The following is a 26,301-nucleotide window of genomic DNA, read 5'->3' on the forward strand; positions in this document are numbered from 1 at the left end:
AGAAAAAGAATTAGAAATATTATCAAATAATTCAAATTGCGCTTAATTTAGGGGTATTGTTTTTTATACTTACTCCAACCAACACTTCGACAGAGCTCAGTGCGGCGGCTCAGTGCGCCGCTTTCAGGACTTTTCTCTTGTTATATTAGATTGGTTTGCCGAAAGGAAGTGGCTAAAGATCTATCGAATTATGTTGCAGTCACGCCTCGGCACAGTGGCCTCGGTTCCCTCATCAAATGTCCATTAAGGACATTTGGTTGCCCAAAGGGCAACTTCATTCGGTCATCATAAAAATGTAATCAAAACTAAATATCTCATCATTTTAAAATTTAATCATTTATTGTACCTTAGGCTGCCAATTGTATTTTAATATAATCAAATAGATCCTTAATGAAGTATATTTTATTGTTTGCTTTACTTACCTCCAATATTGTATTGGCCTTTGGCCAAAAAAATACCAGCGAACCATCAATAATAATAAAAACCAAACAAAAGAAAACAGCGGTGTCCATCGATGATTCGGGTCAACTAATTCTGGAAATTACTCGAAAAGATGCTAGAAAAATTAAAAACAAAAAATTTGTTCAATACAGTGACTTTGGTGCCAAAGGCGATGGTAAAACAGATGACATTTTGGCTATTTCAGCTACACATGCATGGGCAAACCAAGAAAAACTACCCGTAAAAGCAGATCCTGGATTCACCTATTACATCGGCAAAAAAGCCCATCCCATAAACATTAAAACCAATACCGATTTTTCAGATGCCCAATTCATTATCGACGATAGAGAGGTTGAGGATAGAAGAAAATCTATATTTATTGTCAGCTCCAATCACCAATCCTACAAGGTGAGTAGTATCAAGACATTGCGTAAAAACCAAAAATCGATTGATCTCCAATTACAAGGCCCCAGCTTAATCACGGTAACCAATAGAAAAGTAAAACACTATATTCGCTATGGCCTCAACCAAGACAATGGATCGGCACAAACCGATATTTTTGTAGTCGACAAAGATGGTCAAATCGACATGAATGCTCCGATTATATGGGACTTTGACCATATTTCTGAAATGAAGGTATTACCGATGGACGAAGAGATATTAACACTGAAGGGTGGACACTTTACAACCATCGCCAATCAAGCAGAATCGAAATACACATACTACAGTCGCAACATAGCCATCAGACGATCAAATGTTGTAGTAGATGGTTTGGAACACCACATCACAGGAGAAGGCGATACTGGGGCACCCTATGGTGGATTCCTGAATATCAGCGACTGCTCCTATATCACCGTAAAAAACACCATCCTTACAGGGCATAAAACCTATAAAACCATTGGCTCGGCGGGCAAACCTGTATCTATGGGAAGTTATGATATATCAGCCAGTAGAGCCTTGAATATTTCATTTATCAATTGTCGCCAGACCAACGATGTGGATGATGGTAGATATTGGGGGATAATTGGTTCCAATTATTGCAAAAACATCCTCTACGACGGTTGTACCTTTTCAAGATTCGATGCACACAAAGGAGTGGCCAATGCCTCTATTCGCAATTCGACTTTAGGCCATATGGGCATCAATGCCATCGGCAGCGGGACCTTTCTTGTGGAAAATTCTACCATTAGAGGAAGAACATTGATTAACCTACGATCAGATTACGGCAGTACATGGCAAGGAGAATTTATAATTCGAGACTGTAAATTTATACCAGGTGGAGGTCACCGCCCTATGAATCCCACTCTATTTGGAGGATCAAATAGCGGAAAACACGATTTCGGATATACCTGTTATATGCCAGAAAACATTACCATAGAAAACCTTTATATCGAGGATACCAATACCCCGGAAAATTATAAAGGTCCGGTAATTTTCTCCAATTTTAACAAGGAACGCATAGACGACAGCTATAGTGAATCTTTTCCCTATATCATTACAAAAAAAGTAACGGTAAAAAATGTTAGTACCGCCAGTGGAAATAAGTTGAGAAAAAGTGACAATCCATATATGTTCAATGGGGTGGAGATTGTACAGGAATAATCAAATCATTGTATTTATCCAAACCATCACTTCATATTCAATGATTGAAGGATAACTATACACTGAAATCACTTGAGTTTCATGTAAAAAGTCGTGTCATGTCGAATGCATTTTAAAACAATAAAGATTAAGGTTAATACTCCTCAAAATTTTAAGATGAATTCTGTTTTTTGAATTCCTCTAGGAGTCATTTAATATTTCACACGCACAGTGATCATTTCATAATATGAATATCTTATACGAAATGTAATTGTCATGGTGAAGAAAAACCAACCTCATTGATTCAATACCCAGATTAAAACTAGTATTGTTTTCTATTTTATTTGAAAAAATACTTACTATTGTGTGTAAATCAATAATTTTTTATTTATTGATATAAAACATATCAATAGTTAGAAATACAGTAAACCAAATAATATTATGAAAAATAGCCTTTTTATATTAATGGGATGGTTAATTGCCATGGGACTAACCAATTGTTCCGATCCCAATTCGACCACTATTATTTTAAACGAATTAGCAGCCGATTATGCAGGTCAGCAAGTTCCCGTACACTCGACCATCGATTTGCCCCCAAAATTTCAGGCGGTAGCCAGTAAGGATCTATCGGTTACCTTGGAGACAAGAAATGGAACTTTTAAGGACATCCCTGGACAAATCACTCAATCAGAAGAGGGACAATATGAATTGTGGTGGATGATTCCAGAGATTAAAAAGGAAGAGTCTTTGCAATGGTCAGCCACTATCAAAATTGATAGTACAGGCAATCATTCTCACTTTACATGGAAAGACACACCGGGACAATTTATGGATTTATTATACCATGACCGTCCCCTGTTTAGATACCAATATATTTTAGACAAGGAATTAGATAAAGAGAAAACCCTAACCCAAAACAACAAACCTTTCTACCACATATTTGATTTGGAGGGACAAACCAAGATTACCAATGGACCAGAGGAAGGTATTTGGTCCCATCACCGCGGAATAATGTTTGGATGGAGAGATGTGAAATTTGAAGACCAAGAACTTTCTTTTTGGGGGATGGAAGATCTCACGGTTCAAAAACACATTGAATTTACGAAGACCATTGCTGGACCTGTATTTGCCCAAACGGAAGCTTTAATTCACTGGAATGACAGCACTGGAAGGACATTAATTGAGGAGCGTCGTCAAGCGACCATATTCAAACAACCAGATCCCAACATCGTCTTACTTGACTTTAAATCGACTATCAATTCTACAGGGCCAAGCATTACCTTAAATGGCGATGCTGAACACGGAGGTGTTCAATTCCGAGCCAGTAATGATGTAGGAGCAGAATTACCTGGATCTAAAAAACCTACCTACTATTTCCATGAAGACAATATTGATCCGAAAAAAGATCACAACCTTCCATGGGTAGGCATGAGCTACGGTCTAAACAACAAAACCTATAGTGTATTACATATCAACCATCCTCAAAATCCCAAACCAGCTGTCTGGTCGGCCTATAGAGATTACGGTCGTTTTGGGGCATATTTCCCACATCAGTTGGAGCCGGGTAAGCCCCTTACCGTTCAATGTAGATATTGGATTGGGGAGGAAGAAATGCTAGATAGATCGAGTCTATCCGACATGTACAAAGCCTATATCAACCCTGTAAAAATTAGCAAATAATACCAAATGCGATAAAAGGACTGTAGTCTCAAAATCACAAAGCTCGTCAGAAGAATTTCTGACGAGCTTTGTGATTTTGAGACCTTATCAATCTAAAATTTACTATTATTTATTTACGTCTTAACCATTTCAAAATTCTATCTCAGACGTCTGCCACAAAAAAGGAACCATAATATTTCTAAAACATATTTCCGCTCTTAACTATATCATCTTTAAATGTTAATCCTAACAAACTAGAAAATTCCACATACCTCCTACTTCCTCCATGATTCTAAAGCAAAAAAAAGACCGCCTTATTTAAAGACGGTCCCAATTATTTCATTATAAGATAAATTCATTTGGTATTATACCCTAAATTACCTTTGTCACACCAGGAACAGGTATCTTACCCGCATCCCATTTCAAATCCATAGAATAGTCATCGTATTTTGGTCCAATTTCTATTTCCGAATTCATGGCTTCTTCCCATGTTATTTCGCGACCACTGTAGCCTACCATTCTGCCGATGATACCTAGCATGGTACTATTGGCCATCCAAACTCCATCATTGATCGGTTCGTTTTTGCGGATAGCTGCAAAAAGGGCATCTTGTTCCGCTTGATGCATCACATTCATTTCTCCCTCATATGACCAAGGGTTTTTCCCCGTAATGCGCCACTCCTTATACATCTGTAAATAGGCGTACCCATCAGAACCAAAAACTTCAACGGTATTGCGACTGGGACATCCCGTATGCTGTCTGGTAAAGTGATAGCCTTTTACATCGTCTTCGTATTCATACTCAATGGCAAAATGATCGTAGATATTTCCAAAAATGGGATCGACCCTCTTTTGTCTTCCTCCTATACCAATAGCCTTCACTGGAACACGATCTCCCAATGCCCATGCCATCATATCCAAACTATGCACGGCTACCTCTACGATAAAGTCACCTGACATCCAATCGTAATAGTACCAATTGCGCAACATATATTCCATATCAGTCCATTCTGGCTTTCTAGGGAATGACCACAATTCACCTCCATATCGATAGGTGCTCACAGAACGAATATCTCCACACTGACCATCTAAAATTCTTCCAAAGGCAGCTTGATTAGGAGTGTTATGCCTAAAACAAAATCCACTAACCAATGACAAATTTTTCTCTTTAGCGATCTTAGCTGAATCGATAATACTTCGAACGCCAGGGGCATCTACTGCTACTGGTTTCTCCGCAAATACGTGTTTGCCCGCCTTAACCGCAGCCGCCAAATGATGGGGGCGCGCATAGGGTGGTGCTGCCAACAATACAACATCTACTCCTGAATCAATAACCTTTTGATACGAATCAAAGCCCAAAAATTGTCGACTGGAATCAACTTTTACCCGCTCTGGATATTCTTCGATCAGAGCATTATAAGATTTCAACAGTCGATCTTCAAAAATATCTCCCATCGCCGTAATCTCGACGTCTGGATCGGCATTTAATGCCTGAACAGCGGCACCAGTTCCTCTACCTCCGCATCCGATAAGGCCGACTTTTAGGATGGAATTTTTCGAAGTCATATTTGGAACCATAGAATAAGCCGTCCCTAATCCCACCGAAGTAGTAGCCAAAGTAGCGGCCGTTGTTTTAAGGAAGGATCGACGGGATTGTCCCTTCCACAAATTTTCATCAAATTTTTCCATTGTCATGATTTTTTTTAGAAATAAAACTATTGTTGCACGAAATCCCACTCCTACAAGCAAATTGGCTATTTTTTCTCAAACATCCAAACATTAGCTTACCACCATCCTCCATCACCACTTTATATTGAGGCTAATCCTTGGCTATAGGATATTTACAGACAATACTATTCGTGGACAAGGCTGCTAAAAAAATATTTTAATGTTTCTACACAAGAATACAATCATCATTAACTAAATTGATCCACAATCCAACAATTTTAGACAAAATAAATACATAATCATTTGATATTCGACCTCTTAACATCACTCACCATTCTTTCCTATAACTATTAGACCTTGACTTATTTATTTCATCCCTCTTGAGATTAACCCATTTTTATGAATTTCCAAATAACCTATTCTACCCAATACACCGTATCCTAAATCATTTTAATACAATTATTAAAGCCAATATTAAAGAGTTGTTAATGTTAATTTAATTGCAGGATATAACAGTACCTCAACCCAAACTTTACTCTCTTTATAACTATATGATTTTAATTAATATCTTTCATCCCATCCATACCTCTGAAAAAACAATTTCATTGAATAATCATATATCCATAAATAATCTACCTACCTCAATGGTGATTAAACAAGCGGTTGATTCTACACAACTTCATTTCTGTTTTTTTTCTACTTAATTATTGTAATATGAATCTATTATTATGTATCTATATATTTGGATAATAATATCGGCTGGCCACCCCGTTGTTTACTCTCTTCAGCAGCTTGCATAAATGCATAAATCTCTATTGTTTCCCGATCTTCAACCGGAGACGATCCTCGTTCAAAAAAACCCACGATCTCTTTCACCAATGGAGTATAGTCTTCAAATGGAGGTATAGATTGAATAGAATTTTGGCCGTAAATCCGTCCCCCAAAACGTATTTTCCCCAATCTAATACCTCGAAAAACTCCGATCCTTCCGTCATTCCATATTCCGGTCACCACATCTACATCTTCGGTATAAGCTCTAGACACAGATTTACATCCTGATCCCAATATGGCATATAACCATTCAATTCCGTGGATGCCATCCCAAAACAAATCGATATGACTAGGTTGGATCGGGGCTGGTCCATAGGTCTCTGCACCATTTACCTTTCCTATTCTAGGATCTTTTAACAACTCTGTAAGCTGATCACCATACCGCAATGCCGAAGATGAAAATATGGGACAGTTGTATTCTTTAGCCATAGAAAAAATGGTCTTCACTTTTTCCAAATTCTCGGCTACAGGTTTATCGACATATACCGGCAACCCAGCCTTTAATACCGGCCTAATCTCTTCTAAATGGGGTCGGCCATCATTGGTCAACAGCATTACAGCATCCACCCTTCGAACAACATACTTAATTGATCTACCTTTTTTTACCCCTACCGATTCCATGGTTGTTTGATAAGCTGTTAATCGCTCCACCGAAAACTCTACATCTGGATTACCAGGGGGATGATAATAATAGGTAACCTTACACCGTCCTGCCATACTTCCCACAAGATCTTGATTAATAATCTTGGAGAAAGACGCACTGTGTTCTGAAAGGCCAATGACACCAATCTCTATCATGTTTCTACTTTATTTTTAAGCGATGACCAACAACAACACTGTTTAGGCCATTTATCCTTTTATTCTAAGGTTCTAAAATATTCTAACATCGCTCTTGCTTCTTCCTCCGTCATTCCCTCATCGATCATTGGTGTACCTTTAAATTCCACTAGCAACTCTTTGGCCAATGGATCTTTTTCCAACATTTCAGCAGGATTTAATATCATATTCATAATCCATTCTGGGCTCCTTCTTTTCAAAATGCCTTTTGGTGCTGGTCCAATAACATTTTTATCCGCCAAATGACAAGTTATACATTTTGTATCGAAGAGGTTTTTGCCTTTTAACACCATGGACTGATCTATTTCAGTGGGCAATTCCAAGTTTTTAATAGGCCCTACCCCTTTATTATCCAAAACAATACGCTTGCTAGGTAAATCTTCAACTTCGCTAGATTCTGGTACATCTTTGGTCGACGACTGTGAAGCCGACGGTTCTGATTTGGTTTTTTCCAAATGGTTTTCAGTCCAATATTTCTCGTAAAAAGTTCTGAATTGCATACCAGAAACCGTAGAATCTGCGGAACCTCTTTTATGTGTCGGTCGATCACTCCAAAACCACGCAACGGTTTGAGCAGCTATCCGAACACGTTGCTCAGGAGACTTTAACAAATCTACCAATAAATTCCTATTGACTACATTGTGTTGCTGGTGCAACCACAAAACCTCCAATAGAGGAAGGGCATCTTCTCTACTAGATGGATCTAGTGTATTCGCCCATGCTTGAGCCTTGCTAATTACTTCATCGGTATCCCTACCACTTAATTCTATTCTTACTTGATGTTTAACCGCATCGATAGGATTTTTAAATAATTCTAACAAATCTTCTACGGGTTGATCATAAATCGGAATCGGTGTGGCCAATGGTCGGTTTTTTGCCGTAATTCTATAAATTCGACCATGTTTCTTGTCGCGACTAATATCTCTTAAATTATAAGGAGAATGCGTGATCACAGGATTTTGCCAGTCGCCAAAATAAAGGGCCCCATCTTGACCTATCACTCCATCGGTCGGTCGAAAATTAGGATCACCTGTATATCCAGGAGGCAATACTCTAGGTTTGGCTTCAGAATTGGGACGAAAGGTAGGATCATTCCCCGTATACAATAAGTCACCCACTTCAACTCCTTCCACTACACCGTCTTCTTTGTAATCCAATCGATATCGTTTAATCCCCTGAAATCCAATAACATTGTATACTAAAAAATTATTTTGGTACTTATCAGGAAAATGCGCACTGGTCAAAATTTGATTTGATGTTACTGGTCGTACAGTCTGCTTAAACAATGGCCTTTTGTCAAATTCACTAAGATCTGAGTTAGCGGTAACAGTTCGCTTGTGATACACTTGAAAGGCTCGACCACTGGTACCATCAGTAATAAAAATATTACCCCATTGATCAAAACTAATTCCGTGAGAATTAGGGGTATTTTCCACTACGAATGAAAAATCATAGGTTCTAGGATTGAATCGATACAAGCCTGGCGATCCCGATTCTTCACTATCCCGATAAGGTGTTTCTATATTTTCTAGTATAAATATTCCTCGCTGATAATAAATATTTCCATCTGGCCCAAAGATCAAATTATTAGCGGTATGGTGGGTATCATCAGAACCTATACCACCAAATATTCGTTCTCTGTAGTCAGCTTTCCCATCGCCATCAGTATCTTTTAAAAAGAGCACATCAGGAGCTGAAATAACAATTACTCCTCCATTCCAAAACTCAAAACCGGTTGGATTACTCACATAAGCAAAGGTTTCTACTTCATCGGCCTTACCATCACCATCGGTATCAGTTAAATAAACCAAACGATCGTTCATCGGCGTTCCGGGTTGCCATTTGGGATAAGTCCCCCACGATGCCACCCATATGCGGCCTCTAGTATCCACCTGAAGAGCTACCGGATTGATAATTTCGGGAAATTCCTTTTCTGATGCAAACAAATTAACTTGAAGATCAGATGGCACCGTCATGCGATCGATAGCGTCTTCTGGATCAACAAATTCAACGTCTCGAACGATATGGGTGCCCACGATAAGAGGTTCAGGCATATTGTCATCGGTTACTGTAAGATCTTCCCCATTGGCTCTGGCCCATATTTTTTTATCGCGATTGGATGCCATCACCCGCATCATCTCTAATTCTCGGTTCAACGTCTTGAAATTGCCATCTTGAATGGACCGTGTTCCCCAAACATCATTACCACTAGTTGCTCGATAATTTTTAAACCATAAATGATTCTTATCTTTTACTGTCGCCCGTACCGAATCAATAAGGGGCGGATGCTCCTCTATGGTTTGCCCAGATAGTGTCTCGGCTATATAATGTCCGATTTGTCGATTGCCTTCTTCATTTAAATGAACACCATTTATCGTCAACGGCATGTCACTCTCTGCATACAATTGTTGTGAACCATGGAATAAATCGACATAGGTTATATTTTTGGCCATTGCCACTTCTGACATGACCTGACTATAAGCCGCCAATCTAACATTGTTTTCCTTCCCATCGGGTAGATTATTACTTTTTAAATCCTCATGAGCAATTGGAGAGAATAATACAATGCGCGGAGGTTGCAATGAATCGTATTGCTGAGCTAAAGTATAATCAACCCAACCTTCCAATTTCTCTTTAAATAGATCTGGTGTATTATTATACGATTCATTGTATCCAAAAAACGCGAAAATAACATTGGCCTTCACTCTGGTCAAATGGCTATCACTATCGCCAAACCCCTCATGAGAACGAGGTCGATAATTGATTTGATCACCAGAATAGCCCAAATTCCTAAAGACTAGGCTATCATTGGGATATTGGAGTTGCATATAGGACTCCATCCATCCATCGTGCTGCATCCTTTCTGCCAGTGAATTTCCAATAATCGCAATATGGTCCCCCCTCTTCAACTCAAAGGAGGAGTTATCTGAGCAACTGACAAAAATTCCCAATAATAGAATGACTAAGCTTGTTTTTAAAACATCTGTGGTTGACACCATCGTTTGTATTTTTTTGCTATTATTTTTTACGCTGGGTTAAATTAATGCATTTCTACAAAAGAACTAAGCAATCCCCACTTTAAAATTTAAATCGCGTAATTAACCTGTTACAAGGGACAGAGATCTGCACAGATTATAATATCTAATTCTATAATAATTATTTAAATTATCAATCCTTATCCGAATGAATTATTGCGCATTGCCACATGGCAAATAATGATCATTTCTGTTTCCTAAGTTTCTGTATTATCGAAAACGATCCCTAATCAACAGGCCTTAGCATTTAATACATACTTTCAAGACTGACCCGTTGACCTCCATTTTTTCGACTCATCTGAGCGGCCTCCATAAAAGCATAAATCTCCAAAGTTTCTGCCACTGACACTGGTGATTCATTGGTGTTAAAAAATTCAACGATCCTTACAACCAAAGGGCGATAACCTTCAAATCCACCGAGGTCGACTATACTGTCTTTGGTAAATGCTGTACCACCAAAGCCTCGTTTTCCTTCTCGAATTCCTCGAAAAGTACCTACCCGGCCATCTTCCCAATACCCAATGACTACATCTCCTATGGCTGAATGATATTGGTGTGCTACGGACTTACATCCTCTACCCATTACAGTAAACAACATCTCTACTCCGTGAATTCCATACCAAAACAGATCGGTATGAGCAGCCTGTAAAGGAGCAGAACTAAATGTTTGAGCCCCCAATACATTCTGATTGGGGGAATTGCTATTGAGCAATTGTGGTTGTTTCCCGTATCGCAAAGAGGAAGAAGAAAAAATGGGCACTTTGAATTTTTCAGCGGCCTCATACACTTCCAATACTCCAGCCATTGAAGCAGCGACTGGTTTATCTACAAAAACCGGAAGTCCAGCTTTCATAGCAGGCAGTGCTTCGGCCAAATGGGGCCTACCATCATTGGTTTCTATTAAAATACCATCGGATTCCCTCAACAAAGCCTCCATAGAATCCACTATTTTCACACCAGCACTTAAAATCGACTTTTTGTAATCTGCCAATTGTTCAGCAGTAAACTCTACATCTGGATTACCCGGGGGATGATAAAGAGCAGAGATTCTGCACCCTTTTAAGTCATCTGATTTTTGCACATCATTTAAAAAACCTGAAAATGCAGCACTATGAGGGGAAAGCCCAACTATTCCCAACTTTATTTCTTGTGGATTAAAGTAGGGTATCTTCATCAGGGAATGACTGGCATGGACACTCGCCATTGAACCACCCATAGCCAAAGCAGTTACAAAATTTCTGCGCTTCATAAAACACTTTTTAGAATTAAAAACTTAACCAAGCCCTAAATAAAGCGATATTTATCAAATAGACCATGGCTTTATCCACATTTTAATAAATATCCATTGAAAATAATCATGGTTTTAATACTATTCAAATTTTATCCTGATACTTAAGATTACATAGCCATTAGATGTTTGAAAGGACTATAATTCAATCACACCTTTAGCTAAAGTAAACATAATAAACGATGTATAAATTCAATTAAATCGAAACACAACCGACAATTAGAAATTCATTTGGTAGTATCCCAACATACTCATCGCGAGAGTCTTTACAAATTATTTGTTTATTTTTACTTAAAAGGCATTATCCATTAGATATTCGCAATTGATTACTTTTTCAATTAAATCTTGTGGCAAATAGTAATACTGATTGGTGGCTTCAAATCCTATCCTAGAATCCTTAGAACTTACCTCATACAATTCTTTTGCCAATTGGATTTCCGATTGTAAAATAGCTAATATTTTATGATCTCCTTCACTATTCCCGCCATCTGCCATCTGATCTCTGAGTTCAACATATTTTATTTGATTAACCACCGATGCAAAATGCAAATAACAAGCTTTGGCAATACCAAAATCCTTTAAAGCCGTTTCGCGCTTCGATGGATCGATGTTGTTTAATAATGCTTCAAACGAAACCAAACCCTTGGCCCACTCCTTGGCCAATTTATTAAATTGATCGTAAAACACCTCTCTTGGATAAGGACCACGCCAACCATCCAAATCATCATATGGAAAGCAAACCATAGTAGAATTATATCCTGTAGGTTTCGAATACAATAAATTAGCAGGACCATATTGTTGAGGCGCTCTGTACATCACACTCCCATTGTAAGGAAACTCCTTAAATGCATTGCTAAAATGCGACCATGCCGTCCGAGCATATTCAACATTTTCACTACCATATCGTTCTGCAGCGATATCGTTTAATACCTTTTCTACCGAAGAATTAGGATTCTTCGAATAGTGATTGGCTATCTCTAAATTCGGTGAGGGATAACCACCCAAAGACCAACTCAACATATAACCATCCACCCCTGATGTAGCCAAATTTGACGCGTGTTCAGCAACCAAATCCAAGACCGGCAACCAAGGAACTGAGGACAATTCCCAGGTATTATTAAACTGCACCTTGGCCACTGTCTTCAACCCATTTTTTTGGGCTTCTGCCCAATGCATCTTGGCTCTGGGACCAGGCCCAACGGCTGAAATAGAATATTCGCCAACATTACTTTTTACATTGCCTCTATTTAGTGGCAAAGCCCATTCACTTACCGACATAAACCAAACATCTTCTGGTAATTTTTTTATAATTTCTCGCCCATCCCCATGACCATTCCAGCCCCAATCCCAGGCTATCACCTTGGCATCTGGATTACCAGCATGCACTCCTTCAGCAATGGTTTTATTCACACCAGCAATCACACTTGAATACCCTATTTTACTGCATCTCACACATTGATTATGCAAGTTATGAGAAGCACAATTTGTTATATTTTCAGAAGCCGTTATTGTGAATACCCCTCCCAATCCTTTTACTTCTGTAAACACATGTTTTAAGGACGATCTTAACCACTGTTTCACTTCTTCTGTACTAGTACACATGGTGGCTACATCACCTCTAATGGCGCCTTGAATATCTTTTCTATTTTCAAAAAAGGCCAATGGCATAGCACGGGGCTCATTCATATAGAGATATACTTTAATGCCGTATTTCTTTGCTCGCTCTACTATTTTAGCGAGTTCTTGCAATCGCTTTTCGCTGCCTTTTCCAAATTCAGGAAAATTGGGATTAGGCGGACTCAGTTGACTCAACACCACATGCAACCAAACTCCATTGACACCTTGCTCCGCTAATTGAGACAACAATCCTTCTGGATAGGGATTAACCTCAGGGTGTAATAATGGATCTCCAAATGCTCCGAAATAAGAATAAACATATCGAAGTCCTGCATCATTACTTGTCGATTGATAGGGCTTGACTACTTCTAAATCATTTATAAACCCGTATCGCACTTCTTCTATCTCTTTGGTATTTGAAAAGTGTTCTTTCACCCATTTTTTGATTTGTCTCGCTTTTTTCTTTTCCATCTTATTAGGGCTATGGTATTCCAATGGACTACAGCTAGGCTTTAACGATCCCAATTTAATATATAAAAAATCATCCTCCTTTAGCGCAAATGCCAACTCTTCGGCATTCATTTCCAACAATACCATCAACTGTTCATATGGCAATAAATGCCAATTTCGTCTAATAATAGATATATACAATTGTTTACTATCTAAATGAGCCCATTGAGTACTTGGCTCCAACCCCATAGATCTGGCGACAGAGATTATCTCTTGGGCAGAACAACCAATGACTTCCCCTAGCTTTTCTGGGCTAACCAGATTCCAATTGCGCCAAACAAAAGTGTGCATTCTACTCGGGAAGTGCTCAATGGATATAGGCTCAGGAGCACTTCCTACCGGTAGTATTTCTTGAGAATAACTTATGTTGAATATTAAAAAAAGAAAAGGGATGATGATGCCTTTCATGAAATTAATTTTTATTATTTAAAACTTAAGGTTAAAGACCAGCTCGATGATTTCCTAATCCAATAAGTAATAGAGATACTATCAATAAAAGAATTCCTATCCATAAATACCTTTTGGTAAGCCTATCTACATCAGCCCACTCTTTTAACCAAATACCCCATACATTACTAAATATTACAATAGACGACATATGAATACTCCAACTGGCAAAATCATATTCCCCCATTTTGGTAGCTCCCATTCCATAAAAAAAGAATTGCAAATACCACATAATGCCACTGAACATAGCCAATATATAATTCCGTCTTAAGAGTTTATTATCCTTAAGTACATAATCAGAAAATGATTTATTCCTAAATCCTTTCACTATACTATAAATGAAATTAGTTACAAAACCACCTGCAAATGCGATTACGAAAATCGGAATATTCTTATAAATTAAAGCCGTTCCACTATTCAAAGCAGATTCTGCTATTTCATCACCATACATAATTGCCAAAGCCATACTCGCACTGAGAATACCCCCCAGAACAGCCATCAGAACTCCTTTATAAATTGCAAATTCTGAGGTAGTTTTAATTGACTTTTTATTTAATTGAACATCTTTACGCTTACCTGCAAATCCGCATAAAACAATGCCACCTATACTAAATAAAAAACCTAATAAAATTATATTTCCGGAGGAAGTAGTAAATATCATTACCAGTTTATCATTGATTATCGCAGGTACTATAGTACCAACAATTGAGGAAACACCCAATGAAATAGATTGTCCCAAGGACAAGCCCAGAAATCGTAGTCCCAAACCTGAGAAAAGGCCTCCAAATCCCCACAATAATCCAAAAAAGAATGTAAGTAAAATACTATTATTAGAGGTCGAACTAAAAATTTGAAATACGTTATCAGTAACTAACCAACAACCTACAATAGGCATGACAATCCATGCGACAAAGCCTAATACTATCCAATAAGTCTCCCATGCCCACTTTTTAATTTTATAAGTAGGAACATAAAAACTAGCAGAAGAAAAGCCCCCTATTGAATGGAGCAATATCCCAATTAATTGTTCCATCTAATCTTTTTTAATTTTTTCAAACTCGGTGATAACCGTTACTCCAATTTCGATATTTGAATCAATATTTTTTGGACACCCACCTACAGCTTCCAATTCCATAAATCCTGTGCTATCATTATATATACTATATCTGACTCCTTTGCTATTTGGCTTAATTTTAGGTGACACATCACTTATATCAATATAATCTTGGTCTTTAGCTATTGGATCAGCTATCCGCCTAATACGCATATTATTTGAATAGTCTAAAAATTGAATCCAAGCAATTTCTCCCCCAAGTCCAATTTGGAATCGATTTAATCCATCCGTATCTATATGATATAATCCATCTTTAAACTTTATCTCTTTCAATCCAGATTCTGCATACATATCCCAAATCAATTCTCTATTCTTTCCAGGGAAAACTACTTTATTCCCCACATCGGAATTAAATTGACTTAATGTCCATGGTGCTATCAAACAATTATCGTGAGAATGACTAGAAACGCCTACATACGTTATACTTTCTTCTACTTTAACTATATGAATATTTCCATTTTTGTTAATTGATATATTCCTTTTAAATATAGTGGGTAGGCCAAGGCCTTGATTATTTACTAAATCTAATTCCGCAATAATATTTGCACTATATTTAGAATGGTGTTTAACGACATATCTAGCATTTCTAACAGATACTGGCACCGACCATTCTCCTGTATTATAGTGATATCCTAAACTTGTACCTTCAGGAGCTGGCCACAATCCATCTCCCCCTGGATTAATATATTTCTCACGAGTACTTTTTCCAAAAATGGCTTCTTCATTTACTCTATTGATTACAACTCCATCTATAATTGTATAAAGTCTACCTTCAAGATCCAAAGCTACTAAAACACCAAAGTTTAGATCACCAATTAAATGAATACTTCTACCTGCCTTTTCAAAAGCTTTAATAACCAACTCTGCTTTCATAATTTATCTACTTAATCTAAATGAAATATTTCAATCAATGGTATTTCCTTGGCCTTAATACTGTTCTCATCTTCACTTACTAAGACTTCTTTCATATACTTCCACCAATTTTGTAAAATCTGACTATCTTCTATTGTTTCAAAAAGCTTTTCATTTTCTATCTCAAAATACCCAAAAAGCAAATTTGAATCAGTCTGACAAAAAATAGAATAATTAGTTATTCCATAATTTTTCAGCTCTATTTTTAATTCATCCCAAATCGGATTATGCCTCTTAATATACTCCTCTTTTTGCCCTGCTTTAGCTTTTATGACAAATGCCTTTCTCATTATATATTCATCTTACTCAATTATCAAACTTCTCAGCTAATGCATCAGCTCGTATAAACTTGCCCCCAGCTTTAATTAATAGATCACATAAAATGTCAAACTCTTCAATAGCTTTTTGGCCACAATTCTCAACAATAAAATCCAATGGTTTAACTGAACATTCCCCAAAATCCATAGCTCCTTGAGGCATTTGATAAAACTCCCACGGATGGAAATAAAAACACAAAACTGGTCTTTCTCCTTTTCCGTTTACAAAATCAATAAAACCAGATACCTTTTCCATTAAGACGGTAGCAGATTGAGTTCTAAACAAAGGCCATTGATCACGATCCCGTTGGTATGGATCGCTACTATTCATAGTTAGATCGCAAAAGTTAGGTATTTCCAAAATTTTCATATTTCCCTTTTTTGTCCAATCTTCTGAAGATGGATGATAGGGAGTAAAAGGTTTTCCATAAAAATAAAGCGGTAATGAAGCATCAGAAGTATATCCTAATTTTTCTAGCACATTTACAACCTTTGTACTGCCCCATAATCGTGGACATCTAAAGCCAATTGGTCTATGTCCAACTATTTTTTCAATTATATCGGTCGCAATGGTTAATCTACCTTCAACTTCAGATTCCAAGATTGGCCAATTATTAGGAAGTGGAAAAATCGGATCTCCTAAAGTTTCGTGAAAGAGACCATGACAACCGGTCTCATGACCCGCATGATGAACTTCTAGTACTTTTTCTGGATTCTTTTCTGCAGCATGTCCTGTCCAATAGAATGTTGCTAATATATTGTGCTTTTCTAGTACGTTCAATATTTCTTGCGTACCATATTCTACCCCTGAATAATATGGTGTATATGATCCTACATCTGTTTCCATATCAAAACCAAGAACGACATCAAAATCTTTCATTTCTATTTTATTATTCATATTCACAAAACAATTCATCCATGTGTGGACTTAAAGGAATTGCACCATTTTTTGTAATTTCATAACCAGACTCTATCCTTACACCATGCCACTCTGGATGTCCAAAAAAACTAATGTCAATGCATATCATCATTCCTTCTTTTAATTCATCCTCACTATTGGGTCCAAAAAATGGTGATTCCGCTTCATGTAAACCAATGGTATGAATAAATGGGCATACTAAATATTTCGACAAACCTTGTTCCTCAAAATAAGCACGAACCGGAGCATCCATTTCTTTGCCTATTTTACCTGGGATAAGTTGATCTTTTGCTATTCTGAAAGCTTTTTTAAGAATTTCTATACATTTTTTCTGGCTTTTTGAATATTCTCCATTGACAGGTAATGTATCACCAACTACACCAGCATATCCATTTACTTTAGGTGAAATACCTATCATTACCATTTCTCCTTCTTCCAATTCCTTGTTACTTGCCGTTGGAACTACTGCATTCGATCGAATTCCACTCCCAACAATAGTTGAAAAACCAAATCCATTGGCACCATTAAAACGGACTGCATATTCTCCAGCTGCAGCCACTTTTATCTCTGTTGTATTAAGACCGATACTAGTCTTCATTGCTAAATAAGCCTTATCTGCCAACTTAAAAGCTTTGCGTATATTTTGTTTTTCCCATTCAGATTTTATGAATCTTAATTCAACAAAATCCTGAGTAATGTCTACCAAAGCAACACCTTCAAAGCCCTCTAAAATTTGATGATAACAATCTGCAGGCATTCGGCCTCCTCCTACCAATCCAATATTCTTTAATTCAATATTTATAGATTTTAACTCTAAAAATAATTGAGGAAAATCAATAATAGTTGCATTCGGATATTCTTCATCAGGAACCATAAAGACTGGAAAATTTCTTGTTTCCTTTATGGCACTCTCCAATTTCGCAAAAGGTTCACTTTCTGGGCCCCCTAATATAAATGGATTCCCATCACGCGGAACTAAAACAGCACCACTTTCAAATTGTGGACAATAACCGGTCAAATACCAGCCATTTCCTATATTAAATTCATCAAAATATACTATTGCTGCATCTAGATTTTTCGATTTTAAAATATCTTTCACTTTAGCAACTCGAATTGCACTTTCTTCCTTACTTAAATATGACATATTTATTTATTTATAATTAATAATTGGATCATCTTGACTAATAATTGTCACTTGAGACCTAGGGTTGATACCAGAATTATTCTCTACTAAAAAATTTATTTTATTTGATCCGAACATTAAATTAGGAATAGATCCAATAGGTTTCACTTGACTTATTAATCTTCCTGTTTTGTCAAATAATTTACAATCATCTTCCGCATAAAATTCTAGGTACATACCTGATTCCATTTCAACAGGAAAAATTATTTTAGATCCATTCACCTCTATTGAAGGATTGTTTATCGTATTTTCTACGAGTGGGATGGCTTTTATAGGGCCTATTAGATTTTTAATATTCTTTCCGCTTGGCAAATTATTATACCAAAATTGAAGTTTATTTACATTACTAAAACTAATTCGATGCCGATAGGAATCATAGACGTAGAATCTTGAATCATCTGGCCACATATAATCACTTATTCTTGAAGATTCTATCTCTACTAATTCAAAATATTTCCAACCCTTAAAATCAATTTTAATAAAATGATCTCCATGTGCTCCATGTGAAATATGAATTGGACTTCTAAGACTTATATTTAGAATTTCACCATTGCCATCTCCATTTATCCATACTCCTAATCCCTTATTATCAATAATATTCAAAATAGGATCAAATTCCTTCTCCATGTTTATATAAGAACCATCCACCGGTGCACTACCATCACTATAAGCCGAATAAATAATTGCATCCTCTTCATTGAGTGTTTTTTCAGAATTTACTTCTATTGACGCAGAGACTCCTGATGCATAATCGCCTAATAGAAATTCAGTTGATTTAGAATAATCTGTTAATACCACATTTGATGGAGAATCATATGAATCAACTGACATTAAAACTTCAATTCTTAATTTTATGGGTTGTGTAGGCATAGAATTCATTACTTCCCAACTTGAGGAAGGATGATTATCACCCTCCACCTTATGCTTTAGATATTTAGTAGGTTTAAAATTCCATTCTCCACGATCACTTTTAAACAAACTATACTCTTTACCTGGTTGGCGAAGTAAAGTTTTTACTTCATCACTAAAATAATCTTGATGCCTTAATGCCTCGTATTGTTTCATTATATCGGCACTTTGTTTAAAAAGAGGAAACTGAGCTAAAGTAATACTATCAACACCTCCTAATTGAGAGAAACCAGCATTATTACCAATCATTTTACATCCTAAATATTCAATATCATCTGAAAATGTTGGTTCTATTTGAGGCGGACTCCAAACTTGGTTCCCCCACCAACCAAGGTGCAATGGAAGTTGAATCTGCCCATTTAGTATCCCTGCATATTTATCAATTTCCGGACTATGTCCTTTCCAACGTCCATGTTCCCACTCATTAGAAATTATATCCTCTGGAAGAAACAAAGCGGATGCTTTTATTGAAGCCAGATGAATATCAATAAATCTTTTATAACCCCGAACTGGGCGATCCCAAGCTTGCCATCGAGATCGATAATGCCACCAATGATGTGACATTGAACTCATTTCCATTCCAACTGGTCTATCTAATTTATTAGCTACTTCAAAAAGAAACTTTGTTCCATAGTACCAAAAATTTTCATCTCCACCTAAAACGGCACTTCCATCAATCGCATCAAAATAAATACCTTCAAAATTACATTCATTAACAATTTTAGCGTGTTTTTCAGCAACGGTAGTAAACAGTTTGGTATCTGGACCCGGCACGAATAAATTAAACCTTTCACTTAAGTGATAAGCATTTTTATTCAAATCATGCGAAGAAATTTCCGTGCCACATGCACCTCTTTTTAATCCTGTAAATTTATAAGGTGGATTTTTTGAAACTCCACTAAATTCTACTAATTCCTTTCCAATTCTTAGTGTAACACTATTCTCCGTATGAAAACCTGTGATTGTAGAAATATCTTTTGTCGATTCATTGACAAACAATTCTTTATCATCTTTCTCCAATGGTTTACTTAAAGTAAAAATTTGTTCAAATCCTAAATCCTCACTCGGCACAGGAGTCACATATTCGGATCCTTTATCAATAAAAAAAGCATATGTATGAAAAATATGCGATATTCCAGCTTTCTTCAATTTTTCATTAATGCGTTTAAAGGAAGCCCATCCATCGGGCCATTTATCCTTATTTAATTCTAAAGTACCAAATTCAAAAAAAGAGCCACCTCCATGACTATCAATTTGATTAAAACCTAGTGAATGACATTTTTCTATCCATTCGTCAACAGTATCTTCTGTTAAGGAACCAAAATTCATAAGATATGAACCATATCCTTCATCATTCAACAATGCCCATGCACCTCCAGCATTAGAAAATGGAATATCTTTGGCGTTTTCAATGATATCTCGTATGGTTCCTAAAATTTTTATTTGTGGTAATCCAATTAAAGTCACTTCAGCACCTTTTATCCCAAACTTATTATAGCATTTAGCACTTAATTCTGTTTGAGTGGGAGGTAATTGTCTTACATGTGTGTATAAATTCATTGACAACGCACATGCCCCAAATGGTTCATATGGTTGCCCCTGTACTGTTAGAGGAATATTTAAAAAGGTTAAATTATCAATATTCCCCTCTACGGTATCCACACTAAATATAATCCGATCGAAATGGTTAATTACTTTAATCCTAGCATTGATATTTACATTTTCAAATTTCATAACAATGAAATCATTCTTATATGTAACAGAAGTCACTTCATGAGAAACGCCGTCAACCTCTACAATACCACATTTAGAATTTTCTAATAAATCCAAGTAGTTAATGCCTGTTGATTTTTCAATAAAATGAACATTTTCACCATTTGAACTAATTTTATAGCTGAAAAAATCATTTTCAAGAACAACATAAGGATTCATAGATACACAACCTATCGTCAGAAATAACAATACAATACTTCCAATTGAAAAATGATTCATTGAACTAAAAATTAAATAATCTGATTAATAAAATACGTAGTATTAATAACCCGGATTTTGAATAATGTCTACATTAATTTGAGTCTCTCGAAAAGGGATCGGATAAACTAACCGATACTCTTTAATGTCAAATGCATTTTGTGGTAAAAAACTATTTTCTTCTTTCATCCGATTTCCATAAGCTGTCATAACTTCAATTGCCTTACCTGTTCTAATTAAATCAGTCATTCTGTGATTTTCAAAAGCCAATTCATGACGCCTTTCTTTTAAAACATCTCCTAAACTTACAGATGTTAAATTTGACAATCCTGCTCGATCTCGTACTTTATTTATATACTGGAGAGATTCATTATTTTTTCCCTGCTCAACTAAACATTCAGATAACAATAACAATACATCAGAATATCTAAAAACTGGCCAATTCTCACCTGTATTATTCGGTAAACTATATGGACCGTGAACAAATTTTGCTACAAACGGGAAATATACTTTATCCGGATCTTCGTCATATTCCCCGATCTCTAATATATTCAAATAGATAACTGGATCAGAATAAGGATCTCCTCCATTTAAAGTACCTTCTATTATTTTAACAGAACTTTTTAATCTTAAATCCCCATCTTCATAAGACTCAATTAATCCCAAATTAGGGACATTCCAACCACCAGCTGTTACATTATTTGCACTAACCCCAGTCAATAGTTTAGTATCTGAGGTTTTTGGTAACATTGAATATATAAAGTTACTCTGCTGACCATCATTTCCTTCTTTATACTGTATTTCAAAAATAGATTCCGAGTTGTTTTTATTTTGCGGATCAAAACAATCTGCATAATTGTCTAACAACGAATAGTTCATATTCACTATATCAAGTAATTGCTTTTCCGCCTTATCGTATTCTCTATTTGGTTTAGACATAAAAGTTTTACCCAATAGCATTTTTGCTGCACCTTTTGTTGCACGCCCAGACTGAGGAAATACAGTAACCGTTGGTAGTAAAGGAATTGCCTTCTCTAAATCAACAATAATCTGATTATAAACAGCTGATTCATCTGACCTAGTAATATAAGCACCAGCTTCATCCAAAACATCTTCAAGATATAGAGGAACGCCTCCATAATGAGTAACTAAATCAAAATAGTAAAAAGCTCTTAAAAATAGAGCTTCGCCAAGTACCCTATCTTTAGCTTCATTTGAAATATCAGCATCATTTACTTTTGCAATAATTGTATTTACCCTTGAAATCCCACTATAATTATTATAGTATCTAGTATTCACTATTGTCGTCTGAGATTGATCTATCCATTCTATGATATCCTCAACCCAATTAGCGGGTCCTCTATCAGGTGCATAATATCTAAAAAATGTATTATCAGAACGCATTTCATCCATATAGAGCCCCGGCACCACGATACCTCGTAATTGCTGATAAGCACCTACTAATGCTAAGTCAAAGTGAGATTCAGTTTTAAAAAAATTGGGTGTGGTCAAATTTGTTTCTGGAGATAATTTTAAAAAATCCTCACTACATGATGTAAAAAAGAAAATTCCAAAGATTATATATAAGATTAATTGTTTCATGTTTAATAATTTTAAAAATTAAAATCTGCTCCAACAGTAAATACTCTTGGAACTGGATAATGTGCGAAATCACGTCCTTCATTTAAACCATTTAATCCACTTTCTCCAGCTTCGGGGTTCATACCAGGATAATTGGTTAACATAAATGTGTTTTGTGAACTTATATAAACTCGTCCCCCTTTAACAACTTTCCCTGAAGAGATAGGAAGTTTGTAACTTAAAGTAATATTTCGAGCAGCTAAATACGATCCATCGAAAATTAAACGACTATTATTAAATCTATGAAGAGGATTAGAATTTGTTCTTGGAATATTCCCAGCACCTGGATTGTCAACCGATCGCCATCGATCTACTACTTCAGGACTAACATTAAATACTCCATCAATATTCTCCGTCCATAGCAATTCACCCATAAATAGATCACCTCCAACTCTTCCAACCAAATGAATATCTAAATCAAAGTTTCTGTATGTAAAATGATTAGTTAAACCAAATATAAAATCGGGATTTGGATCACCAATAAATGTTTTGTCATCTACTGGATCAATAAAACCATCTGGGATATTGTCAGGTCCACTTAAATCTTTAATTCTTACTGAACCAACATCAGACCCTCCATAAGCTTTAATATGTGGACCTTGATCTAATTCTGCTTGATTCATAAAAACACCATCGTAAACATAGCCATAAAATTGTCCAATAGGATGTCCAACTTCGGTTCTAACAAAATCAACATTTTCACGATATCCACCAATTGGTGTATTTTCTGTACCTAGCTTATTAACTATATTTCGATCAAGAGAAAAAGTTATATTGGAACTCCAACTAAACTTACCGACTAAATTCTTAGTTTCTAAGCTGACTTCATGTCCCCAAAATTCAAATTCACCAATGTTTGATTGAATATTTCCAAAACCCGATGCAAGTGGGATATCTACACCATACAACAATCCATTTGTTCTCTTCCAGTAATAATCATATAATATAAAAACTCTATCATCAAATAAACCAATATCCAACCCTATATCTGTTTGAACGGTAGTTTCCCAAGTTAAATCAGCATTTCCTAAATTTGTCTTAGTTTTACCTGCAACTAAAGAATTGTTAAAAACATAATTTGCATTCCCAATGGAACTAAGATGTGAATAATTTCCTATATTATAATTTCCTACCTCTCCATAACTTGCTCTTACTTTTAAAAAGCTTAGAACATTGCTATATTTATTTAAGAAATTCTCCTTTGACACCACCCAACCAACTGACAATGAAGGAAATATGCCATATTTCTTATTTTCACCAAATCTAGAAGAACCATCTCTTCGAACAGCCATTGATAAAAAATATTTCTCGCTATAATTATAATTTAGTCTTCCAAAATTTGACAAAATAGAATATTCTGATGTAGAGACATTTCCTCTAATCACTGAGGCTCCGGTTACCCAAGATATTTCATCATCAGGAAAGTCAGAACCAGTAAGTGAACTCGACTCATTTCTAACTTTTTGGGCAGCATATCCAAGTAATGCCTGAAAATTATGATCTTCATTAATCGAGAGATTATAATTCAATGTATTTTCAATTTGCCAATTCTTGTAATTTGAAGAATTATAACTACCTGCAGGAGGATTAGGAGGTGCAACAAACATACTACCCTGAGCAGTTGAAGGACTCCAATACCTATTTTCAGAATTACCTATATCTGCATCAGCTTTTAATTTATAACTAAGCCCTTTTAAAATTTCATATTCTCCAAAAGCATTTACCAATATATTCTTTCTTGCTAAAGGATTTTCCCTTTCTGTTAACACTCTATACCAGTTAGGATTAGGAAACATACCTGGTGATGAAAAAGAAATTGGATATGTGCCGTCTTCATTTTTGTACTCAAGTGTTGGATCCATAATATATCCAGCTGACAAAATACTCCAGGTCCCATCGGTATTTAAATTTTGAGAATTTCGAAGATTGGCAGATAAATTCAAACCAAAAACCAACTTATCAGAAACCTTAAATAAATTATTAGCTCTTGCAGTTATCCTCTCAGAAAATGTATTTAACATGACTCCATCTTGCTTATTATAACTTGCATTGATAGAAGACTGAATACTCTCTGTACCCGTCGATAGGGAAAAATTATAATTTTGCAATAGAGCATTGGGATTTAAAAAAATATCAAACCAATCAGTACCATCGTTTGGACCATATTGACTTGGGTTTTTATACCTTTCAGGCACTTCCATTCCTTGATCAGAATACCACTCATTTTTAAACTGAGCAAACTGTTGTGCATTCATAACATTTGGCCTACCTCTTTGCGGTACGTTTTGCAAACCACTATAAACACTAAATCTAATATCCGTTTTACCTACTTTTGCCTGTTTAGTTGTTACCAAAATAACACCATTTGCCGCTCTTGAACCATATAGAGAAGAAGCCGAAGCATCTTTTAATACTGAAATTGACTCAATTTCATCTGGATTAATTGCCTCTAGACCAATACTTGAGGGGAATCCATCAATTACAATTAATGGTGAATTCCCTGCATTAATTGAAGCTTGTCCTCTTATTCTGACTGAAAACCCTTCTCCAGGTGTACCTGTTGATTGATTGATTCTAATTCCTGATAATTTACCTTGTAATTTTTGACCGAGCTGAGTCATTGGCATATTTTCTAAATCCTGAGCATCTACAGAACTTATAGCCCCTGTAATACTACTCTTTCTCTGTGTGCCATACCCCACTACTACAACTTGATCTAATGTCTGCGAATCCTCTTGTAAGATTATTGTTATATTAGACTTACCTGCAATTGAAGTTTCCTTCGATTGATATCCAATATAAGAAAAAACCAATACCGCATTTTCATTGACATTTTGTAAGCTAAAATTTCCATTGAAATCAGTAGCTGTTCCATTATTAGTCCCCTTGACCAGGACATTGACTCCAATAAGGGGCTCTCCTGATTGATCAACTACTTGCCCCTCTACAATAAGTTCCATTCTTTTCAAGGTAAGGGGGATAGATTTATCAGACAATTTTTCAATTAACTTTACTCTTCTAGTTATCTTGGCATTTTCACCATCGCTGATTAAATCATCAATATGATGGGCCATTTTCTTTAGGGACTCTAATCCTTCGGCATCGTTTTTATAAATGATCACAAAACGCTGATCATAAAACTTATACGCCAACTCTGTTCCCTTTAATATCCTAGAAATGGCTTCATCTGCTGAATTATGCCCATCCTTTGTGTAATTAACTTTAATGTCAGAGACCAAGGTCATATCAAAAGTAAAATAGACATCATACTTCTTGCTAATCTCCTCAATGGCTTCTAATAATGTAATTTCCTGACTGAAAGCCTTAGGTGCATGTGCCCGAACAGGAACATAGATGACCATGGCTAATATGACCCACAGGCCATTTAGTGTTAGAATTCTTTTCATTTTAAAATTTTTTT

General features: G+C 36.1%; 15 protein-coding genes. 2 read left to right on the top strand and 13 right to left on the bottom strand.

The genetic code is table 11. The features are described 5' to 3' along the window. Positions 1 to 390: 390 nt before the first annotated feature. Both LVD51_RS16925 and LVD51_RS16930 read left to right on the top strand, forming a co-directional pair. Positions 391 to 2,043: a hypothetical protein gene (locus LVD51_RS16925; protein WP_236972548.1), complete on the top strand. Its 1,653-nt coding sequence runs from the start codon at positions 391 to 393 to the stop codon at positions 2,041 to 2,043. Positions 2,044 to 2,463: 420 nt separating this feature from the next. Beyond that, positions 2,464 to 3,702 (top strand): DUF6807 family protein, encoded by a 1,239-nt coding sequence (locus tag LVD51_RS16930; RefSeq protein WP_236972549.1) that lies wholly within the window; start codon positions 2,464 to 2,466, stop codon positions 3,700 to 3,702. Positions 3,703 to 4,053: 351 nt separating this feature from the next. Here the strand turns inward: LVD51_RS16930 and LVD51_RS16935 are convergent, their stop codons facing one another. The 13 genes from LVD51_RS16935 to LVD51_RS16995 form a co-directional block, all read right to left on the bottom strand. Then, the gene (locus LVD51_RS16935) at positions 4,054 to 5,370 is read right to left on the bottom strand and encodes a Gfo/Idh/MocA family protein (RefSeq protein ID WP_236972550.1); all 1,317 of its coding nucleotides are present in this window, start codon (positions 5,368 to 5,370) and stop codon (positions 4,054 to 4,056) included. A gap of 705 nt (positions 5,371 to 6,075) precedes the next feature. Beyond that, positions 6,076 to 6,978 carry a Gfo/Idh/MocA family protein gene (locus tag LVD51_RS16940; RefSeq protein WP_236972551.1) on the bottom strand — a complete coding sequence of 301 codons (903 nt, stop codon included), beginning with the start codon at positions 6,976 to 6,978 and terminating at the stop codon, positions 6,076 to 6,078. A gap of 59 nt (positions 6,979 to 7,037) precedes the next feature. Beyond that, positions 7,038 to 10,016, bottom strand: coding sequence for a PVC-type heme-binding CxxCH protein (locus LVD51_RS16945; protein WP_236972552.1), 2,979 nt, complete (start codon positions 10,014 to 10,016; stop codon positions 7,038 to 7,040). A gap of 283 nt (positions 10,017 to 10,299) precedes the next feature. After that, complete coding sequence (locus LVD51_RS16950; protein ID WP_236972553.1) at positions 10,300 to 11,301, bottom strand: Gfo/Idh/MocA family protein; 1,002 nt, start codon at positions 11,299 to 11,301, stop codon at positions 10,300 to 10,302. A 330-nt stretch (positions 11,302 to 11,631) separates the two neighbouring features. Further along, on the bottom strand, positions 11,632 to 13,875 hold the full coding sequence (locus tag LVD51_RS16955) for a hypothetical protein (protein ID WP_236972554.1): 2,244 nt from the start codon (positions 13,873 to 13,875) through the stop codon (positions 11,632 to 11,634). Positions 13,876 to 13,906: 31 nt separating this feature from the next. Next, entirely contained in the window at positions 13,907 to 14,947 is a 1,041-nt protein-coding gene (locus LVD51_RS16960) for an L-rhamnose/proton symporter RhaT (protein ID WP_236972555.1), read from the bottom strand. After that, positions 14,948 to 15,901 (bottom strand): DUF6786 family protein, encoded by a 954-nt coding sequence (locus LVD51_RS16965; RefSeq protein ID WP_236972556.1) that lies wholly within the window; start codon positions 15,899 to 15,901, stop codon positions 14,948 to 14,950. Between the two features lie 11 nt (positions 15,902 to 15,912). Then, positions 15,913 to 16,230 carry an L-rhamnose mutarotase gene (gene rhaM, locus LVD51_RS16970; protein WP_236972557.1) on the bottom strand — a complete coding sequence of 106 codons (318 nt, stop codon included), beginning with the start codon at positions 16,228 to 16,230 and terminating at the stop codon, positions 15,913 to 15,915. A 16-nt stretch (positions 16,231 to 16,246) separates the two neighbouring features. After that, entirely contained in the window at positions 16,247 to 17,155 is a 909-nt protein-coding gene (locus LVD51_RS16975) for a polysaccharide deacetylase family protein (protein WP_236972558.1), read from the bottom strand. Next, the gene (locus tag LVD51_RS16980; protein ID WP_236972559.1) at positions 17,148 to 18,320 is read right to left on the bottom strand and encodes a M24 family metallopeptidase; all 1,173 of its coding nucleotides are present in this window, start codon (positions 18,318 to 18,320) and stop codon (positions 17,148 to 17,150) included. Before LVD51_RS16980 ends, LVD51_RS16975 begins: the two co-directional genes overlap by 8 nt. A gap of 6 nt (positions 18,321 to 18,326) precedes the next feature. Beyond that, positions 18,327 to 21,260 carry a hypothetical protein gene (locus LVD51_RS16985; RefSeq protein WP_236972560.1) on the bottom strand — a complete coding sequence of 978 codons (2,934 nt, stop codon included), beginning with the start codon at positions 21,258 to 21,260 and terminating at the stop codon, positions 18,327 to 18,329. A gap of 42 nt (positions 21,261 to 21,302) precedes the next feature. Beyond that, on the bottom strand, positions 21,303 to 22,841 hold the full coding sequence (locus LVD51_RS16990) for a RagB/SusD family nutrient uptake outer membrane protein (RefSeq protein WP_236972561.1): 1,539 nt from the start codon (positions 22,839 to 22,841) through the stop codon (positions 21,303 to 21,305). Positions 22,842 to 22,852: 11 nt separating this feature from the next. Continuing rightward, the gene (locus LVD51_RS16995; RefSeq protein ID WP_236972562.1) at positions 22,853 to 26,287 is read right to left on the bottom strand and encodes a SusC/RagA family TonB-linked outer membrane protein; all 3,435 of its coding nucleotides are present in this window, start codon (positions 26,285 to 26,287) and stop codon (positions 22,853 to 22,855) included. Between the last annotated feature and the right edge of the window lie 14 nt (positions 26,288 to 26,301).

This window comes from Membranihabitans marinus, from assembly GCF_021729155.1.
Classification (GTDB): Bacteria; Bacteroidota; Bacteroidia; order Chitinophagales; family Saprospiraceae; genus Membranihabitans; species Membranihabitans marinus.

What these genes read in the sequence shown, in the direction of transcription:
- LVD51_RS16990 (WP_236972561.1), bottom strand. Translation starts at nt 22,841, where the DNA reads ATGAAACAATTAATCTTATATATAATCTTTGGAATTTTCTTTTTTACA.
- LVD51_RS16930 (WP_236972549.1), top strand. Translation starts at nt 2,464, where the DNA reads ATGAAAAATAGCCTTTTTATATTAATGGGATGGTTAATTGCCATGGGA.
- LVD51_RS16945 (WP_236972552.1), bottom strand. Translation starts at nt 10,016, where the DNA reads ATGGTGTCAACCACAGATGTTTTAAAAACAAGCTTAGTCATTCTATTA.
- LVD51_RS16940 (WP_236972551.1), bottom strand. Translation starts at nt 6,978, where the DNA reads ATGATAGAGATTGGTGTCATTGGCCTTTCAGAACACAGTGCGTCTTTC.
- LVD51_RS16985 (WP_236972560.1), bottom strand. Translation starts at nt 21,260, where the DNA reads ATGAATCATTTTTCAATTGGAAGTATTGTATTGTTATTTCTGACGATA.
- LVD51_RS16960 (WP_236972555.1), bottom strand. Translation starts at nt 14,947, where the DNA reads ATGGAACAATTAATTGGGATATTGCTCCATTCAATAGGGGGCTTTTCT.
- LVD51_RS16950 (WP_236972553.1), bottom strand. Translation starts at nt 11,301, where the DNA reads ATGAAGCGCAGAAATTTTGTAACTGCTTTGGCTATGGGTGGTTCAATG.
- LVD51_RS16925 (WP_236972548.1), top strand. Translation starts at nt 391, where the DNA reads ATGAAGTATATTTTATTGTTTGCTTTACTTACCTCCAATATTGTATTG.
- LVD51_RS16995 (WP_236972562.1), bottom strand. Translation starts at nt 26,287, where the DNA reads ATGAAAAGAATTCTAACACTAAATGGCCTGTGGGTCATATTAGCCATG.
- LVD51_RS16975 (WP_236972558.1), bottom strand. Translation starts at nt 17,155, where the DNA reads ATGAATAATAAAATAGAAATGAAAGATTTTGATGTCGTTCTTGGTTTT.
- LVD51_RS16935 (WP_236972550.1), bottom strand. Translation starts at nt 5,370, where the DNA reads ATGGAAAAATTTGATGAAAATTTGTGGAAGGGACAATCCCGTCGATCC.
- LVD51_RS16965 (WP_236972556.1), bottom strand. Translation starts at nt 15,901, where the DNA reads ATGAAAGCAGAGTTGGTTATTAAAGCTTTTGAAAAGGCAGGTAGAAGT.
- rhaM (WP_236972557.1), bottom strand. Translation starts at nt 16,230, where the DNA reads ATGAGAAAGGCATTTGTCATAAAAGCTAAAGCAGGGCAAAAAGAGGAG.
- LVD51_RS16955 (WP_236972554.1), bottom strand. Translation starts at nt 13,875, where the DNA reads ATGAAAGGCATCATCATCCCTTTTCTTTTTTTAATATTCAACATAAGT.
- LVD51_RS16980 (WP_236972559.1), bottom strand. Translation starts at nt 18,320, where the DNA reads ATGTCATATTTAAGTAAGGAAGAAAGTGCAATTCGAGTTGCTAAAGTG.